Here is an 18,471-nt window from a genome sequence, read left to right on the forward strand (position 1 = left end):
ATTTGGAAAAAGTTTGATAAAATCATGTCACAACCCATTACATTTTGCACCTTAAACGGAACAGATTGAGAATATTGAGTCGGTGACAAGAAAACAGAATGAAAACATAGGAAATTAATGTTGTTTATACTTTGCTAAGGGGGTACTTATGAAAACTCACTATTATTTAGGTTGGTTTAACAATACATTCCCAGAGAATCTGGGCAAGATATTACAGGAGGATATAACTGATAGAAAATCACTTGCTATGATTAGCTCGAATCCATTTTTTTATGAAGATGATGGTGCTACTGAACGTTCGTGGCTTGACCAGGCCGGCATTATGTTTGATGAATATCATTTAATTAATTATCGTGTACAGAAGAAAGATGCCCAAACCTTAATTCAAAATGCTTCAGTCATTTTCTTGTTGGGTGGAGATACCCTTAAACAAAATGGGCTTTTGATGGAATATGAATTGTCGGATTTAATTAAAGAAAGCAGAGCCGTTGTGATGGGGGCAAGTGCTGGTGCAATCAACATGTCCGCTAAATGGTTATGCTCGAAAAACTTTGGCTATAAAGTTGAAATAAGCTCTGTTTATAACGGAATCGGCCTTGATAATTTTTCCATCCTGTCTCATTTTGATTTTGAAAATAACATTGCGTTGGTTCAAGACGAACTGACTCCCTTATCGGAAGAAATGAATATTTATGCTTCGAACACAGATTGTGCTGTACGTGTAAAGGGAGGCAAAATCGACATTTTAGGCAATGTATTTTTAATTTCCCACTCAAAGATTCAGAGATTGGATGAGACGCTCTAGTTGTGGTGAATGACTATGGCTTCATTGTGAAGGGCTATGATTCCCTTTGTGGATCTTATTCATATGCTTTTGGCATCATTGGAGTCCTATGATTCCCTTTGCGGCTTTTATTCATATGCTTTTGGCATCATTGCGGTCCTATGATTCCCTTAGTGGCTCTGATTCACATGCTTTTGGCATCATTGACGCCCTATGATTCCCTTTGCGGCTTTTATTCATATGCTTTTGGCATCATTGACGCCTTATGATTCCCTTTGCGGCTCTGATTCACATGCTTTTGACATCATTGACTCCCTTTGATTCCCTTTGCGGCTCTGATTCATATGCTTTTGGCATCATTGACTCCCTTTGATTCCCTTTGTGGCTTTTAATCGACAAGTGACAGTCACTTGTCAAATGTTAGCTTTGACTGCTCGGCTTTTTCATTACCTATCATCCATTTTTCGCACCGTAATCCCGCCAACTCCGCTTTTTGATTACCTATCACCCAATAAATCAATGAAACAAAGCATAGACACTCTGACTGACATCATCAAAAAACCCCCTAAAACCCAAGACTGGAATTTAGGAGGCTCTCATTTTAATTTGTTCCGAACGAGCGTTCATTCAGTTAACATACAAAAACTAACTTTCCAACAAATGCTTGGCAATAATCACTCGTTGAATTTCGTTTGTTCCTTCATAAATTTGCGTTGCTTTGGCATCACGAAACAGTCGCTCAACTGGGTAATCCTTCATATAACCATACCCACCGAAGATTTGAACCGCTTCTGTTGCATTGCGCATCGCGACATCTGTTGCAAAACGTTTCGCCATAGAGGTTTCTTTTCCACTACTTTTCCGATCATCTTTTAACAATGCTGCTTGATAGACGAGTAATTTCGCTGCTTCTACATCTGTTGCCATATCTGCTAACTTAAAAGAGATTCCTTGATTCGCAGCAATTTTCTTCCCAAACTGCTGACGAGACTTCGCATAATCGACTGAAAACTCGAGAGCAGCCTCGGCAATTCCTAACGCTTGTGCTGCAATGCCAATACGACCGACATCTAAATTACCCATAGCGATTTTCCAACCGTCTCCCTCAGCCCCTAGCAAATTTTCAGATGGAACTTCAGCATCCTCAAAAATCAATTCAGTCGTATTCGAGCCATTTAAGCCTAATTTCTTTTCCTTTTTGCCAATGGAAAATCCAGGTGTATCTTTTTCCACAATAAATGCCGAAATGCCACCACGACTGCCCTTCACTGTATCTGTTAAAGCAAATGTAATATACGTATCAGCCGCTCCGCCGTTTGTGATAAAAACTTTAGTTCCATTTAAAATATATTTATCTCCTTTTCTAATAGCTGTCGTCCGTAGTCCACTTGCATCAGATCCCGATTGCGGTTCAGTCAAAGCAAATGCTCCAAGGAATTGTCCGGCGGCTAATTTTGTTACATATTTTTCCTTTTGTTCCTCACTTCCATAATAATAAATCGGGTTCGTACCGACAGATGTATGCACCGATAATATGACACCAAGCGTTGCACTTATTTTCGAAATTTCATGAATGGCGATAATATAGGAGAGGAAATCCGCTCCAGCTCCTCCCCATTTACTTGAAATAGGAATCCCCATCAGCCCATACTGCCCCATTTTCTTTACAATTTGGCTTGGGAACTCATCGGTTTCTTCCATTTTTTCTATATAAGGTTTGATTTCATTCTCGGCAAAATCACGGACCATTTCTCGAATAAGTTGCTGTTCATTTGTCCACTTAATCATAGGCATAAAACCCTCTTCCGGATTTTTTTCCTAACCAGCCAGCTTTAACATACTTTCTTAATAATGGACAAGGACGATATTTGGAATCACCAAACCCTTCATAAAGCACTTCCATAATCGACAAACACGTATCCAAACCAATGTGGTCAGCTAAAGTTAAAGGACCCATTGGATGATTCATGCCGAGCTTCATCACTTCATCAATCGCTTCAACCGTCGCAACTCCTTCATAGACACAAAAAATCGCTTCATTTAACATCGGCATTAACACCCGATTCGATACAAATCCAGGGAAATCATTTACTTCCACAGGTGTTTTTTCCATTTGAATCGCTAAATCTCGAATCGTAGAAAAGGTTTGATCCGATGTAGCAAGACCACGAATAACCTCTACTAGCTTCATAACTGGAACCGGATTCATAAAATGCATCCCGATCACTTTTTCAGGGCGATTAGTCACCGCAGCCATTTCCGTTATCGGTAAAGAAGACGTATTACTCGCCAAAATCGTTTTTTGGGCACAAATAACATCCAATCGCTGAAATAACTCCACTTTAACGGCCATTTTTTCTACAACAGCCTCAATCACTAAATCAACTTCTGCGGCATCTTTAAGCTTAAAAGATGGGAGAACTTTTGCCAAAATTTGATTTTTTTTCTCTTCCGTTTTTCTCCCTTTTTTTATATCTCTGTCTAAAAAGCTCTCCATTTTTTCAATTGCTTTTTCAGGCAAACTAGGGTCCATATCATGTAATAACACTTCAAGCCCTGCTGTTGCTGCGACTTGAGCGATACCACTTCCCATTTGACCGGCCCCAATCACCATTACACGTTGAATAGACATATCGATCACTCCTTTTATGAACAATTCACTAATTCACAATATTCGTAAACGATACAATCTCTCTCCCACTCTCCTTTATTTTACTATATGTTTAAGTAAAAAAGCTGATTAAATGTATACGCTTCCAAATAAATGATAAATTTTTCCTATTATTTGTATGAGAATCTCCTTTACAGACTAAAAAAGACACCTCATTGAAAGATCAAGTGCCTTTAATGTTTCATGACATTTATTAATTAGAAGCAACCCTTTGTCTACTCTTAACTCCCCTTCAAAAACTCTCATCAGATAAATCATAATTAATTGCCCCTGCTGCTTTGCTTCCTTCTGCTGCGGCAATAATTAAGGAAGCAGGCCCGGCATGGGAAAATTCTCCCGCACTGTAAACACTTTTAATTGTTGTTCTCCCTAAATCATCGGTCACGATTTTTCCGTCTTCCTTCACTTCACACCCAAGCTCTTCAACAAATGGCTTCGGACGGTAAAAGGACGGGACGATAAAACCTGCTTCACGAGCGATTTTTTCACCAGAATCAAATTCAACCCCAGCCATATTGCCATTATTCCCGTATATTAATCGTACTTGATCATTAATTACTTTGATTTGCTTTTGCTGAAATTCCTCGATCATTTCTTTTGACATTGGATGGCCATTTGTTGTCACGACTAAATCTTTTGACCAATTATATAAAAGCTTTGTCATATGATGGACATGCTCCTGCTTTTCAGCGATAACGATTAAAGGTTTACCCCTGTTTTCCCAGCCATCACAATAAGGACAACTGAATAGACTTTTTCCATAAAACTCTCGTATATTGGTTATTTTTGGAAATTTTTCATGGACACCTGCTGCTAATAAGATTTTTTTCGCTAAAAAAATTTGCTTGTTGGCACTCATTATTTGAAAAACTTGCTCACCACCGTTTGCCTTACTAATTTGTTCAACCGTTCGTTTATGAACCGAAACAGAGGGGAATTGTCCAAGCTCTGCCAAAGCCAATTGCCTAAGCTCTGCTGGTTTAACCCCTTCTCGCGTCATAAACCCATGAGCCGCTTTTGTGACACGATTTCGATTTGTATCATTATCAAACAAAACAACCCTTCGCCTCGCTCTACCTAAAACAAGAGCCGCATTCAATCCCGCCGGACCAGCACCAATTATGGCACAATCAAATATATCCATGCTGTTTTCCCCTTTTCCAAAACACATTTGGCTTTAGAGTTTGTTGAAAGCAGTGGAAACATACAAAAAGCACAGAGGCGTCTCCCGATTCACCCGCGATTGCCGTGGGCATGACGCTCGCGGAGTAGACCATATAGATCGTTTTTCAGTTGCCTCTATATTAAAAAGGATACATACTAGTTACGTGATGACCTATTTGCAGGAAATGGATATTTTAGCACGAATATATGATAAAAGGACTGAATATAGAAAAGGAGAACATCATACATGAATACCCAATCACTTGATTTATTTTCGCAGCAATTCCACCAAAACCCTTATGATTATTACCAAAATATCCGCCCACACCAACCTTTTGCCAAAGTGAATATGTTTATTGAAGGACAACGTACATGGATGGCTTTTACTTATGAAGCCGCGGAAGCCGTGTTAAAAGATGATCGGTTTATAAAAGACATGCGGACTGTTTTTCCTGATGAAGTGACAAACGAAAATTTGCCACCAATCGCTCAAAGCATGCTTTTTGTTGACCCTCCAGACCATCGCCGTCTGCGTAGTCTTGTACAAAGTGGTTTTACCCCCAAAAGGATTGCAAAATTAAGTGGTCGTATCGAGGAAATCGCAAGGGAACAAGCATCACTCATGAGAAACAAAAAAACGGTCGACTTTATTGAAGATTATGCGTTTCCCATTCCTATTCGTGTCATTTGTGAATTGCTTGGCATCCCGTCTGAAGATCGGCTTGATTTCCAGCGCTGGTCCAATGTAATGGTAGAGATAAGTGATAATGCCCATTATGACGAGTCTATGAGTGAATTTATGACTTATTTAGAGAAATTGATTAAAGAAAAGCGGTTATCCCCTAAAGAAGATTTGCTGTCAGACTTAATTCAGGTAGAGGAAGGGGGAGACCGCTTACAGTCAAGCGAATTGTATGGAGTTGTGATGCTTCTTATTGTGGCTGGACATGAAACGACTGTAAATCTAATTGCTAACGGTTTATTAGCACTCCTTACACATCCAGACCAACTTGAGTTATTAAAAGCTGACCATTCGCTTATGGCCCAAGCGATTGAAGAATTGCTCCGTTTCAATGGACCTGTTGAGTTTAGCACAGACCGATGGGCTAGAGAATCCTTTACGTTTATGGGACAGCAGGTAGAGAAGGGAGATCATGTCCTTGTTTCACTCGCATCAGCGGATCATGATCCAGCAGCCTTTGCCGATCCTAGCACTTTAGACATTACAAGGAAAAAAAGCCCTCATCTTGCATTTGGGAAAGGTCTCCACTACTGTCTCGGAGCTCCACTTGCCCGACTTGAAGGCGAAATTGCCCTTCGCGTTTTGTTAGAGGAATACCCAAATCTCACTCTCGCCGCAGAGCTGTCTGAATTAGAATGGCGACAAAGCCTTATCATTCGTGGGTTAAAACGGTTGCCTATCAAGCTTGTTTAAAAGCACACTTAAGTAGATAAACCAAGTACAGAGGTTAAAACACTTCGAGACTCTAAAGTGAGCATCATAAATGAGAAGGCAACTCACTTCATCCGTAAAAGTAAGTACGCTGAACGTCGACGACTCCTTGTTAGGACCATTTAAGGGATACAAAAAAGCTGTCTCATAAGGTTCATTTGATAACCTGATGGGACAGCTCTTACATCTCTCTTCAATAGACTCATTTTAATTTTGAAAAGTGTGGAGCGGCCTTATCGCAAATCATTAAACAAACGAACGATTAATGTTTTTTAATTGTCCATTCTCTGATTTAAAAACGCCTCGACCTTCCATATCAATTAATGCCTCATTTTTAAAATAGAGACATGTTTGTTCATCAATGCCATAATGTTGATGTTTTGGAAAACGTTCCATCATTTCTAGTAAATGCTCCTCTTCCTGCCATTCCGAAAAGTGAACCGCAATAACAACATCTTTCAAGAGTCCTAATCCATCACGGTAAACAGGGAGCTTTAATACATTATCCTTTGCTGAAATTAAACAATCAATTGGACTAATTAAAGCACCTGCCGAAAAGCCAACAAGCGGTGTCCCGTTCTCATACTTCTCTTTTACAACATCTGCAATCGGTGTCTCGACAATATAATCAGCATATAAGCTCGTATCGCCTCCACCAATAACAATCCCTGAGCCGTTTTTAATCCTTTCTACCGCTTCTCGAATTGGTGTCGTTGGCAGTGGAATGTAGTCAAATTCAACATCGGCATGTTGTAGAAAAGCACTTTTATACTTTGGCATATACTCTTGCCAGCCGTCACGATCCAAACATAAAATTACAATTTTCGGATTTTCTATAGCCATCATGTCAACAAATCGTTTCGCCATCTTCGTTGTAAACGGCGGTCCACCACCAAATAAAAAAAGATGCTTTTCCATGTTCATTCACCTCTACAATCGTTTTATTTTGAAATTCCTTCTCCACTTTCTTCAAAAAAAGACGCTTTTGACGTTCGGGTAATTTTCACTAATAAGTTAAGAGCGACAACCATTCCTACGATGGAAAACAGTAGACAAACCATTTGTAAAGAAAACCATTCAGCAAAAAATCCTAAAAGAAGCGTTAAAACGATTTGTATCACAGCTTGAATCATATCAGCCAAACTTCCAAATCGCCCCATCAAATGAACAGGAACTTGATTTTGAAAAAAAGTGGCATAACCTGCATTCGCAAAAGCCATAAAGAAGCCTAAAAAAACAAAAGCCACGGTTGCTGTGAGAAAATTGACCGACGAGTAGAATAAGAAATAACCGATCATTGTCAAAAATAGTCCCCCACCTAAATACCACTTAAGATTGATTCGTTTGGCAAGCATCGTTGCAACCGCAGCCCCAACAATTGCCCCAAGTCCGGTAATACTCACAATTAGTCCATATGCTTGATCAGACAAGTGTAAATTTTGTTTAATAAAAGTAACTTCCTGAGAATCAAGAGCAAATCCAAACAACATCGCCGTTTGAAATAAAAGATAAATCATCATAAAAAAGCGGGCTCTAACAACAAAAGCTTTGACCGTTTTCCAATCATCCACGATAGTCTTCCAGCGTTTAGGTTCACGAACTTCCCTTTTCTCATCCACATTTGGTAACAAATATAAACAAAAAGCACAAATAAGAAAAGCAATGGAATTAATCCAAATACATATATCCGTACCGAATGCCATGATTAGAACCCCTGCAAGAGCAGGTCCTAGTAAAAAAGCTCCTGAATTCGTCATACTCATAATCGAATTAAAGCGCTTTCTATTTTCTTGAGGTACAAGTTTTGTTATATAAACATTTGAACTTGGACCGAAAAAAGCACCGATCATGCTAATGAGCAACAAAAGAAAATAAATGAGTGCTAGTGATTGAATAAGTGGAATCAGTGCAACTAAACAGCCTCTCAAAAGGTTGACGCCGATCATCAACCTTCTTTTATTGACTCGATCAATTAAACTACCCGACCAAGTATTTGTTAACAGAATAGCAATTGGACGAATGATATAAATTTAATGCAATTAAATAAATCCAGCTTCCTAAAAAGGAAATACCAATACCCGAAATTAAAAGAAGAGGATTTCGCCTCTCCAACATATTGCCCCTCCTACTATCTAATATAACTAAATTATACCAGTTGTAAATAGGAATTTACTTCTAAATACAAAAAATTCTTAATATTGACAATAAAATTCCGGTTCAGCAGACAACATGCCAAAAAAAGCACTCCTCATCAAATGAGAAATGCTTTTTAAGTCGTTATAATAACGTTGCTTATCGAATTTCTTTAATACGCGCTTTTTTCCCGCGTAATTCACGTAGATAGTAAAGTTTCGCACGACGAACCTTACCACGACGCTTCACGTCAATCTTAGCGATTTTCGGTGAATGTAATGGGAATGTACGTTCAACGCCTACACCATAAGAAATTTTACGAGCTGTGAAAGTTTCGCTGATACCAGTACCGCGACGTTTGATTACAACGCCTTCGAATAACTGAATACGTTCACGAGTTCCCTCAACAACTTTAACGTGGATTACTAACGTATCTCCAGGACGAAAGCTTGGTAGATCCGTACGTAATTGTTCGCTTGTAATTTCACGGATAATGTTGTTCATATAATTCCACTCCTTCCATACAGATGCTCTTGTGTACATAGTTAAATAGACAGCGGAACATCGTAATCACTGGCATTTGCCACAACGATTATAATAGCATAAAAGCGTCTTTGTCACAAGTCTTTCTTTATATCTTCTTCAAATTGATGAAGCCAAGCTTTTTCCTGTTCTGTTAAAGTTCGCTCTCTTAATAAATCAGGCCTTCTTTGCCATGTCCGTCTTAAAGCTTCCTTCGCTCGCCAATTTTCAATGTTCACATGGTGACCAGACAGAAGAACATCTGGAACCTTTAAACCACGAAAATCGGCTGGTCTTGTGTAATGAGGGTGTTCAAGTAAACCTGTCGAAAAAGAATCGGTTACGGCTGATTCCGCATTTCCTAACACACCAGGAAGAAGGCGAACGATACTATCAGTTAATACCATCGCCCCAACCTCACCACCTGTTAGCACATAATCACCGATTGAGAGTTCATCAGTGACTAGATGTTCACGGATTCGTTCATCATATCCTTCATAATGCCCACATAAAAAGATCAGATGCTCCTCTTTGGCAAGCTCTTCTGCCTTCTGTTGTGAATATGTCTCGCCTTGGGGGCATAGCAGGACGATGCGCGGCTTTTTCTCTGTTTGGCTTGTTATTTCCTCGACCGCGTCAAAAATCGGCTGTGGACGCAATACCATGCCTGCTCCACCACCATAAGGATAGTCATCAACTTTGTTATGTTTATTGTCGGCAAACTCGCGAAAATCGACGACATTAATCGTAACAAGTTCTTTTTCTTGGGCATGCTTAAGAATGGATGAACCAAAAACTCCAGGGAACATTTCAGGGAATAACGTTAAAATGTCAATTTTCATTAATCGATTAAACCTTCCATTAAATGAACAGTAATTTTCTTTTCTTCCACATCAATTTTTTGAACGACTTGCTCGATATAAGGAATGAGAACATCCTTTCCTCCCCCTAAACGTTGCACGACCCAGACATCATTAGCCCCTGTTTCAATAATCTCTTTTATTTTGCCAAGTTCTTCTCCGTCTTCTGTGAGCACAGTGGAACCGATAATTTCATGGTAATAATACTCATGTTCATCGAGTTCCTCTAAAAATTGCTCAGACACATACAAGAGCTCTCCTTTAAAACGTTCAACTAAATTAATATTCGGAAATCCTTCAAACGTTAATAAGTCAAAGTTTTTATGCTTACGATGACTCGCTACCTTTACGATCACTTTTTCCTTCGTTTGTGCATCCTGAACCATTAATTCTTGACCAATGGCAAAACGTTCTTCCGCAAAATCGGTCGAAGCGATCACACGCACCTCGCCTTTGACTCCATGTGTATTGACGACTTTTCCAACTTTAAACCACTCACTCATCCTCGTTCCTACTTTCTCTAAATTCGACTATTTTTCCATCTTTAATAATCACTTCAAGTGCGGATTCATCTTCAGACCACTTGTCACCAATCTCATATTCAATGAGCGTATCAACCGTACCTGCCCGTATTTCTGAACCGATCTCTAATTTATGAAGCTGTTGTTCTTTAAAGTTCAGAGCATAAAGACGCTCTTTTCGTTTATCCATTTCTTTTTTATATCTTTTCCGAATCGAAGTTTGGTCATGCTTATTTCCGGAATCCTTTAATGATTTATGTAGCCGAAACTCAAGTTGCTCCAATTCCCTTTGACAACCGACTAGCTCTTCTTTTAATTCCTGTAAAAGCTCCCCTTTTTTTCGTTCCGTTAACATGTGCTTCACCGTTGCTTTTCGAATAAATTGAATCGGTTCCACCCCCTACTTTCAAACTGGCTCGCATGTTTATTTTACCGTAAACGATTCAGAACTTCTATCATTGCGGTAAACGGTTTGTTTTCGAGTCACAAGCCTAATCCGAAACAGTCTCAAAAAAGTGAGCTAAAATACGAAAAAGGCAAGGGTTTCCCCTTACCTTTTATCCGCGTTGCTAATCGACGATATCTACTCGTACACGTTTTTGCTCTCTCATTGCTGCTGCATAAACGACTGAACGAATTGCCTTTGCTGTACGACCGCCTTTGCCGATTACTTTGCCGATATCACTTTCATGAACACGAACCTCGACTAGAATCTGTTCTCCATCAATTTGTTCCTTGATTTGAACATCTTCCGGTCGTTCAACAAGAGCCTTGACCATCTTTTCAACTAACGCTTTCATCGCATTCTCCTTTTTGAAGAATTACTTTTGGTTTTTTGCGTTGTGTAGCTTTTCCATTAAACCAACGTTTGAGAAAAGATTACGCACTGTGTCAGAAGGTTTTGCACCTTTTAACATCCAATCAAGTGCTTTCTCCTCTTTTACATCAAACTTAGCTGGTTGAGTTAAAGGATTATATGTTCCAATCTCCTCGATGAAACGACCATCACGTGGCGCACGAGAATCTGCAACAACTACACGATAAAATGGGGCCTTTTTAGAACCCATACGTTTTAAACGGATTTTAACTGCCATTTAAAAAACACCTCCGAAAAATATTCACACAATAATTTATAATATCATCAATTTCGCTAGAGTCAAGAGAAAATCCTTAACAGATAATTATTTCTAAAAAATACCTCTTAAAGTTCTCTTGGAAAGACTAACAAAAACGATTTTTCATTAAAATGGAAGCTTTAAACCTCCAAAGCCCTTACCCTTTTTCTTGCCTTTACCTGAAGTCATGTTCGACATTTGCTTCATCATCTTTTTCATTTCATCAAATTGTTTTAATAAGCGGTTGACCTCTTGAATCGAAGTTCCACTACCTTTTGCAATTCGACGCTTCCTACTTGCATTCATAATACTTGGATCTTGTTTTTCCATCGGCGTCATTGAACGAACAATCGCTTCAACATGACCAATTTGTTTGTCATCCACTTTTAAATCCTTCATACCTTTCATTTTGTTCATACCAGGCATCATATTTAAAAGCTCATCTAACGGACCCATATTACGAACTTGGTCTAGCTGATCAAGAAAATCATCAAATGTAATATCCATGTTCTTCATTTTCTTTTCGAGCTCACGAGCTTTCTCTTCATCGACATTCATTTGGGCTTTCTCAATAAGAGTTAACACATCACCCATGCCTAGAATTCGAGAAGCCATACGCTCTGGATGGAACGGCTCAAGTTGGTCAATTTTTTCACCCATACCGGCAAATTTAATTGGCGTATTCGTAACTGCTTTGACTGAGATCGCCGCACCACCACGAGTATCACCATCAAGTTTTGTTAAAACAACTCCGGTGACATCCAATTGCTCATTAAAGCTTTCGGCAACATTAACCGCATCTTGTCCTGTCATCGCATCAACGACGAGTAAAATCTCGTCAGGTTTAGCGATTTCTTTCACTTGCTGCAATTCATCCATCAACTTTTCGTCAATATGCAAACGACCAGCTGTATCGATTAACACATAATCATGATGCTCTTCTTTTGCTTTTGCAATCGCTTGTTTCGCAATTTCTACTGGGCTTACTTGATCCCCTAGTGAGAAAACGGGCATACTCAATTGCTTCCCTAACGTCTCAAGCTGTTTAATCGCAGCTGGACGATAAATATCAGCTGCTACAAGCATCGGATTTCGATTATGTTTTTTGCGCAAGTGATTGGCAAGTTTTGCTGTTGTTGTCGTTTTACCGGCCCCTTGCAAACCGACCATCATCACAACGGTTGGTGGTTTATTATTGACCGCAATTTTACTTTGCTCGCCACCCATTAAAGCTGTTAATTCTTCATTTACCACTTTAATGACTTGTTGTCCAGGTGTTAAACTTTTCATCACTTCTTGTCCAAGTGCTTTTTCTTTGACGCTCGCGATAAATTGCTTAACAACTTTAAAGTTAACATCCGCTTCAAGTAAAGCTAGACGAACTTCACGCATCATTTCTTTGATGTCTTGTTCGCTTACTTTTCCTTTTCCGCGAATTTTTGTTAATGTACCTTGTAGCCTTTCAGCTAAACCTTCAAATGCCATTTTGTCGCCTCCTAATCTAATTTTTCAAGAGAATTGATTAGTTCAATCGTCTCTTCAGGAGTCGCGTTGCTCGTCACTGCCGTTTTCAGATCAGTCATCAGTTTAGAACGCTCTTCAAATTTACTTAATAAGAGGAGCTTATGTTCATATTCTTCAAGCATCGCTTCTGTACGTTTAATATTATCATAAACGGCTTGGCGACTAACTTCAAATTCTTCGGCAATTTCACCTAAAGAAAAATCATCAAGATAATAAAGCGACATATATTTTCGCTGCTTAGGTGTTAGTAAAGCTTGATAAAAATCGAACAAATAATTCATTCGTAGTGTCTTATCTAGCACACCGTCATCCCCTTGTTAAGTGATTTCCCTTTACAAGAATTTATGATACAAAATTTTATCGATAGTGTCAAGTTTTTTTCTTAACATATGAATAGATGCTGCTTGGGCTTTCGTTTTTTCGTACCGTAATTGTGGGAATTCTTGAGTTTCATTGCTTATTCACCATTTTTCGCACCGTAATTACTGGAACCCTTGAGTTTCATTACTTATTCCTGGCTTTTCGCACCGTAATTACTGGAACCCTTGAGTTTCATTACCTATCCCCACTTTTTCGCAACTTAATTGCAAGAGCTCTTCACTCTCATTACCAATTCTCAGTTTTTCCGACCCCCTCACTCATTTGAGATATACATAAATAAAATGCCTCTAGGATTTAATTCCCAAAAGGCACTTTATCATAGTTTGAATCATCCACTCACTAATAGTCTTTCATTTTCAACTAAGCTTTTTCTTCCTCTTCTGGTGCTTCAATTAATTCTTTGAAGAGACCATAAACAAATTGATCGGCATCAAATGGTTGAAGGTCATCCACTTGTTCGCCTAAGCCAACAAACTTAACAGGAATATCCAATTCATGGCGAATGGCGAGGACAATTCCACCTTTTGCTGTGCCATCTAATTTTGTTAAGACAATTCCAGATACATCTGTTGATTTACCAAATGTTTTGGCTTGCGACAATGCATTTTGTCCAGTTGTGGCATCTAGGACTAATAATACTTCATGTGGAGCACCAGGAACCTCGCGTTCGATGACACGCTTTACTTTTTCTAATTCATTCATTAAGTTGACTTTATTTTGCAGACGACCAGCCGTATCACAAATTAAAACATCCACTTCTCTCGACTTGGCTGCTTGAAGAGCATCATAAACAACAGCGGCTGGGTCTGAACCTTCCTGCTGCTTGATCACATCCACACCGACCCGTTGGCCCCAAACTTCTAGTTGGTCAATTGCTCCTGCTCGGAATGTATCACCTGCCGCCAAAAGAACCGATTTGCCTTCCTTTTTTAAATGGTTCGAAAGCTTCCCGATCGTCGTCGTTTTCCCAACACCGTTCACTCCAACGACTAAGATAACACTTAAACCATCTTTGGCAAGAGTTAAAGCAGCATCTTCACTATCTTTTTCTAATAACTCAGCTAGCTTTTCAGAAATGACCGGCTGAATGTCTTTTGTATCTTTAATGTTACGATGGCGAACTTCATCCTTTAATTCATCAATTAATTCCATTACCGTTGTGACACCGACATCGGCACTAATTAAGATCTCCTCAAGTTCTTCAAAAAAATCTTCATCTACTTTACGATAACGATAAACGAGATCATTCATTCTACCAACGACAGAATTTCTTGTTTTTTCAAGACCAGATTTAAATTTATCTGTCACCTCTGTCGTTTGGTTCGTAATTTTTTCTTTTAATTTTTTAAAGAAACTCATCTTTTTTCCTCCTAACTTCCTACTAATTGTTTTGTTTCTTCTAGTTTCACTGAGACAAGACGGGACACACCTGATTCTTGCATCGTTACTCCGTATAACACATCCGCTTCTTCCATTGTGCCTTTCCGGTGAGTGATAACAATAAATTGAGTTTGCCGACTAAAATCTTTTAAGAAATGAGCAAACCGACTTACATTTGCTTCATCTAAAGCCGCTTCGACTTCATCTAATACACAAAATGGAACGGGCCTTACTTTTAAAATCGCAAAAAGCAGGGCTATCGCTGTTAAGGCACGCTCTCCACCTGATAGTAAAGCAAGGTTTTGACGTTTTTTACCTGGTGGCCTGACAACCATTTCAACACCAGTATTCAATAGGTCCTCTGGTGTCGTTAAGACTAAGTCAGCATCTCCTCCACCAAATAATTGGCTAAATACGACACGGAAATGGGCTTTAATTTGGACAAAAGTTTCTTGGAACCGCTTTGTCATTTCTTCATCCATTTCACTAATAACTGAATGCAGAGTCGCCTTCGCTTCTAATAAATCCTCTTGCTGAACCTTTAAGAAATCATACCGTTCCTTGACACGTTCATATTCTTCTATCGCCCCAATATTGACAGTGCCAAGCTCTTCAATCGCAAGCTTAATTAACTTAACCTTCGTTTTCGCTTCTTCCACTTCATGCGTAAGCTGATAATTGGCTTTAGCCGCTTCATAAGTTAAGCTATATTCTTCCCGTAAAACGGATAAACAATTATCAAGTTCCACATCATAACGGTTGACACTGACTTCAATCGTTCGAACTTGATCAATAATATAAGCAAATTTGGCTTGCTCTTCTTTTAATTGCTTTTCAAGCTTGTCATACGCTTCGTCCAACTGTTTTCTATCTTCACGGATTTGTACAAGCTTTTCACTTAGCTGCTCTTTATCTTCACGACTGTCACTAATTTGTTTCTCTAAAGGACCTTCACCCGTTGTGCGGTGACTCACTTCTTCTTGTAAAAATGTCGCTTGCTCCTGTAATTCAGCAAGTTCCTCTTTTAAATAGTCTTTTTCTTGTTCCAAGCGTTTCGAATCAGTCAAGATATTCGTGTAGCGTTCTTTAACGGTAGCTTGTTCAATTTTTTCAAGCGTCAGCTGCTCCTGTAATTCTTCCTTAGAGCTCTGTTGATTTTTCAGTTTTTCTTCTAAGCGATACACATGTTTTTCTAATTCACTTCGCTCGGCTTCAACCTTTTGTTCTTTTTCAGTTAATTGGTTAAGCCTTTCTTTAATCCGTTCTTCCTCTTGGCTGTAACTTTCTTGCTCTTTGTCAAAACGTTTAAAGCGCTCTTCAATCGTTGTTCCTTGGAGCTCGATTTCACGCTTCTCCGCTTTTTTATCTTGATAATCGGCTCGAGCTTGTTCACCATCACTTTGTAGCTTGCTTAACTCATTCTCAAGGTCAGCTTGTTCTAATTTTAAGGCTTTTACTTGCTCTTCCAACATGAGTGTCGACTTTTTCATTGCCTCGAACTTTTCCGTTAGCTCTTCCACTTCCCGCTTTCGCCCAAGTAAAGGGGTTTGCTTTTGTTTTAAGCTTCCTCCTGTCATCGAACCTCCAGCATTAACGACGTCACCTTCTAATGTAACAACACGGTAGCGATAACCGAGCTTTGCGGCAAGTTTATTTGCAGCTTCTAAGTTTTCTGCGATCACGACATGTCCAAGTAAATTCCAAATCACATCGTAATAACTTTTTTCAAACTGAATTAAATCAGCTGCCACTCCAACAAAACCAGGCTCATTTTGTAAGGATTGTAATTGGAATTCATTAATTTGACGCGGCTTCAAAACAGAAAGAGGTAAAAATGTCGCTCTTCCGAACCGGTTTTGTTTTAAAAATTGAATCGATTTTCTTGCATCTGCTTCTGTTTGAACGACGACATGTTGCATCGCTGAACCTAAAGCGATTTCTAATGCGGCTTCGTATTGCTTTGGTACGTGGACAAGCTCAGCAACAGCGCCAACCACACCAGTCAAATGTGTATCGCGCTTTTTTAAAATTTCCTTAACGCCTTGGAAAAAACCTGAAAAGTCAGCTTCCATTTCCTCTAACACTTCTTTACGAGATTCAAGCTTTTGTAACCATTGATACGCCTCATAAAGTTTAGATTCTTTTTGATGGTATTGATTTTTCTTTTGCTCTTCTACCCGTTTCGTTTCACGGTAAGCATTCGTCACTTGCTCTAAATGAAGCTCGGCTTTTGAAAGTTCTTCGTCTGCTCGTTTCAGACCAGCCTGAATCGTTTCACGTTCGGTAATCAACTCTTCATTTTCAGATGTTAAACGGTTGTTTTTTTGCTGTTGCTGTCGCAGTTGCTCATCTAAATAGCGAGTTTCATTTCGAATAGAAGCTTGCTCATTAAGAAGTTCAATATAATCGCCCTTCGCTTGATCTAAGACACGGGCAAGGTCCTCTTCACTTTCTTTTAACAACGTTTCTTTTTCATCAACTTTTTTATTTAGATCTTTTAGGAGCTCTTTTTCCTGTTGTAGCCGTAATAACACTTCATTATATTTGGCCTCTACTTGCCCCAGCGCCTGCATTTTGTCTTCTAAAGACTTTGCAATTGTTTCTTTATTTTCACTTGCATGTTTCAGTTGCTCTTTATAAAGACGTTTTTTCCCTTCTGCTTTTTCGAGCGTTTCACTCGCATAAAGCAAATCTTCTTGGGTTTGGTTCAAAACTTCTTGTAGTTGTTGAGATTGGACCCTTAATGATTCAAGTTGGTCTTCCATCTCTTTTACTTGCTTAGAGCGAATTTGATGTTGTTCTTTTAATTGCCCAAGCTTTTCTTTTTCACTCGTCCATTTTTGGTGCAGATCGGTAATTTGATACACGAGCAAGGCAATCTCAATTTCTTTTAATTGCTCTTTTTTCTCAAGAAAATCCTTAGCAATCGAAGATTGGATATGTAGTGGTTCTACTTGTCCTTCTAATTCATACAAAATATCTTCCACTCGATTTAAATTATCCTGTGTTTCAGTTAAACGCTTCTCCGCTTTCACTTTCCTCGTTTTATATTTAAGAACTCCAGCTGCCTCTTCAAATATGACACGACGGTCCTCTGATTTACTACTTAAAATCTCTTCTACTTTCCCTTGGCCAATAATTGAATATGCTTCTCGCCCTAATCCTGAATCCAAAAATAAATCAACAATGTCTTTTAAGCGACATGTTTGTTTGTTAATCAAATACTCGCTCTCACCTGAGCGGTACACCCTTCTTGTTACGCTTACCTCTGTGTAATCAACCGCTAGATGACCATCCGCATTATCAAGCACCAAGGTTACTTCGGCGTAATTTAAAGGTTTTCTTGAATCACTTCCAGCAAAAATTATATCTTCCATTTTTGAACCGCGAAGGGATTTGGCTGACTGCTCCCCGAGCACCCACCTAATTGAATCTGATATATTACTTTTTCCACTTCCGTTTGGACCGACAACCGCGGTCACTCCGGGGACAAAATCGACACCGATTTGCTCAGCAAATGATTTAAATCCAACGACCTCCAGCCGTTTGAGGAACATAGGCCTTCCCTCCACTTCTAATATACAACCATATTATTTTATCATAATCTTTCTCGTTATGACTATCTAACGGCTAATCTTAAAAAAATTTCAATAAATCAACAAGACTCTAATTTATTTGCAGAACATAAACCAAATAAGTAGAATTAATGGTAAACTAAATAAAATCACATTAAACGTTAGTGATGATGTAAGTCTGTTAGAAGCTCGAGAAAAATCGCCCATCTGAGTGTAGACAAAAAGCGTCTTCATCAGCTGTTCTTGCCCACAGGACGTGGGTACAAGGCGTTGCGGCAGGATGGCGCGAACTTAGCGTTGTTCCTTAATATTCTCGCTTCTGACCAAACAGGCTTCGCTTTTTATCAATCTAGCTACGCCTGTTAGAAGCTCGAGAAAAAATCGCCCA

The 18,471-nt window shown here is 39.1% G+C and carries 17 protein-coding genes; 2 read left to right on the top strand and 15 right to left on the bottom strand.

The annotated features are described in order from the left end of the window. Positions 1 to 148 precede the first annotated feature (148 nt). Complete coding sequence (locus BALCAV_RS16715; protein ID WP_003322707.1) at positions 149 to 805, top strand: Type 1 glutamine amidotransferase-like domain-containing protein; 657 nt, start codon at positions 149 to 151, stop codon at positions 803 to 805. A gap of 624 nt (positions 806 to 1,429) precedes the next feature. Here the strand turns inward: BALCAV_RS16715 and BALCAV_RS16720 are convergent. The 3 genes from BALCAV_RS16720 to BALCAV_RS16730 all read right to left on the bottom strand — a co-directional run bounded on the left by BALCAV_RS16720 (position 1,430) and on the right by BALCAV_RS16730 (position 4,599). After that, the gene (locus BALCAV_RS16720) at positions 1,430 to 2,569 is read right to left on the bottom strand and encodes an acyl-CoA dehydrogenase (RefSeq protein WP_326938322.1); all 1,140 of its coding nucleotides are present in this window, start codon (positions 2,567 to 2,569) and stop codon (positions 1,430 to 1,432) included. Then, the gene (locus BALCAV_RS16725; protein WP_003322043.1) at positions 2,565 to 3,416 is read right to left on the bottom strand and encodes a 3-hydroxybutyryl-CoA dehydrogenase; all 852 of its coding nucleotides are present in this window, start codon (positions 3,414 to 3,416) and stop codon (positions 2,565 to 2,567) included. The genes BALCAV_RS16720 and BALCAV_RS16725 overlap by 5 nt, the downstream gene beginning before the upstream one ends. Before the next feature lie 271 nt (positions 3,417 to 3,687). Continuing rightward, complete coding sequence (locus tag BALCAV_RS16730) at positions 3,688 to 4,599, bottom strand: NAD(P)/FAD-dependent oxidoreductase (RefSeq protein WP_003322044.1); 912 nt, start codon at positions 4,597 to 4,599, stop codon at positions 3,688 to 3,690. Between the two features lie 267 nt (positions 4,600 to 4,866). Here BALCAV_RS16730 and BALCAV_RS16735 point away from each other — a divergent pair, with 267 nt between their 5' ends. Then, on the top strand, positions 4,867 to 6,054 hold the full coding sequence (locus BALCAV_RS16735; protein ID WP_003322045.1) for a cytochrome P450 family protein: 1,188 nt from the start codon (positions 4,867 to 4,869) through the stop codon (positions 6,052 to 6,054). Between the two features lie 264 nt (positions 6,055 to 6,318). Here BALCAV_RS16735 and BALCAV_RS16740 read toward each other — a convergent pair whose 3' ends face one another. The 12 genes from BALCAV_RS16740 to smc form a co-directional block, all read right to left on the bottom strand. Further along, positions 6,319 to 6,990, bottom strand: coding sequence for a Type 1 glutamine amidotransferase-like domain-containing protein (locus BALCAV_RS16740; RefSeq protein WP_003322046.1), 672 nt, complete (start codon positions 6,988 to 6,990; stop codon positions 6,319 to 6,321). Between the two features lie 23 nt (positions 6,991 to 7,013). Continuing rightward, positions 7,014 to 8,102 carry an MFS transporter gene (locus tag BALCAV_RS16745; protein ID WP_326938323.1) on the bottom strand — a complete coding sequence of 363 codons (1,089 nt, stop codon included), beginning with the start codon at positions 8,100 to 8,102 and terminating at the stop codon, positions 7,014 to 7,016. 262 nt (positions 8,103 to 8,364) lie between these two features. Next, positions 8,365 to 8,709 carry a 50S ribosomal protein L19 gene (rplS, locus tag BALCAV_RS16750; RefSeq protein ID WP_003322048.1) on the bottom strand — a complete coding sequence of 115 codons (345 nt, stop codon included), beginning with the start codon at positions 8,707 to 8,709 and terminating at the stop codon, positions 8,365 to 8,367. Between the two features lie 113 nt (positions 8,710 to 8,822). Continuing rightward, complete coding sequence (trmD, locus tag BALCAV_RS16755) at positions 8,823 to 9,569, bottom strand: tRNA (guanosine(37)-N1)-methyltransferase TrmD (protein ID WP_003322049.1); 747 nt, start codon at positions 9,567 to 9,569, stop codon at positions 8,823 to 8,825. After that, positions 9,569 to 10,090: a ribosome maturation factor RimM gene (gene rimM / locus BALCAV_RS16760; protein WP_003322050.1), complete on the bottom strand. Its 522-nt coding sequence runs from the start codon at positions 10,088 to 10,090 to the stop codon at positions 9,569 to 9,571. Before rimM ends, trmD begins: the two co-directional genes overlap by 1 nt. Beyond that, positions 10,083 to 10,505: a YlqD family protein gene (locus BALCAV_RS16765; RefSeq protein WP_003322052.1), complete on the bottom strand. Its 423-nt coding sequence runs from the start codon at positions 10,503 to 10,505 to the stop codon at positions 10,083 to 10,085. Before BALCAV_RS16765 ends, rimM begins: the two co-directional genes overlap by 8 nt. A 172-nt stretch (positions 10,506 to 10,677) precedes the next feature. Continuing rightward, the gene (locus tag BALCAV_RS16770) at positions 10,678 to 10,908 is read right to left on the bottom strand and encodes a KH domain-containing protein (RefSeq protein ID WP_003322053.1); all 231 of its coding nucleotides are present in this window, start codon (positions 10,906 to 10,908) and stop codon (positions 10,678 to 10,680) included. A 21-nt stretch (positions 10,909 to 10,929) separates the two neighbouring features. Next, positions 10,930 to 11,202 carry a 30S ribosomal protein S16 gene (gene rpsP, locus BALCAV_RS16775; RefSeq protein WP_003322054.1) on the bottom strand — a complete coding sequence of 91 codons (273 nt, stop codon included), beginning with the start codon at positions 11,200 to 11,202 and terminating at the stop codon, positions 10,930 to 10,932. Between the two features lie 147 nt (positions 11,203 to 11,349). Beyond that, entirely contained in the window at positions 11,350 to 12,708 is a 1,359-nt protein-coding gene (ffh, locus tag BALCAV_RS16780) for a signal recognition particle protein (protein WP_003322055.1), read from the bottom strand. Positions 12,709 to 12,719: 11 nt separating this feature from the next. Next, complete coding sequence (locus BALCAV_RS16785) at positions 12,720 to 13,028, bottom strand: putative DNA-binding protein (RefSeq protein ID WP_407920851.1); 309 nt, start codon at positions 13,026 to 13,028, stop codon at positions 12,720 to 12,722. A gap of 460 nt (positions 13,029 to 13,488) precedes the next feature. After that, positions 13,489 to 14,487 carry a signal recognition particle-docking protein FtsY gene (gene ftsY / locus BALCAV_RS16790; protein WP_003322057.1) on the bottom strand — a complete coding sequence of 333 codons (999 nt, stop codon included), beginning with the start codon at positions 14,485 to 14,487 and terminating at the stop codon, positions 13,489 to 13,491. Positions 14,488 to 14,498: 11 nt separating this feature from the next. Beyond that, the gene (gene smc / locus BALCAV_RS16795) at positions 14,499 to 18,065 is read right to left on the bottom strand and encodes a chromosome segregation protein SMC (RefSeq protein WP_003322058.1); all 3,567 of its coding nucleotides are present in this window, start codon (positions 18,063 to 18,065) and stop codon (positions 14,499 to 14,501) included. Between the last annotated feature and the right edge of the window lie 406 nt (positions 18,066 to 18,471).

It is taken from the genome of Alkalihalobacillus alcalophilus ATCC 27647 = CGMCC 1.3604 (genome assembly GCF_000292245.2).
Taxonomy (GTDB): Bacteria; Bacillota; Bacilli; order Bacillales; family Bacillaceae_D; genus Alkalihalobacillus; species Alkalihalobacillus alcalophilus.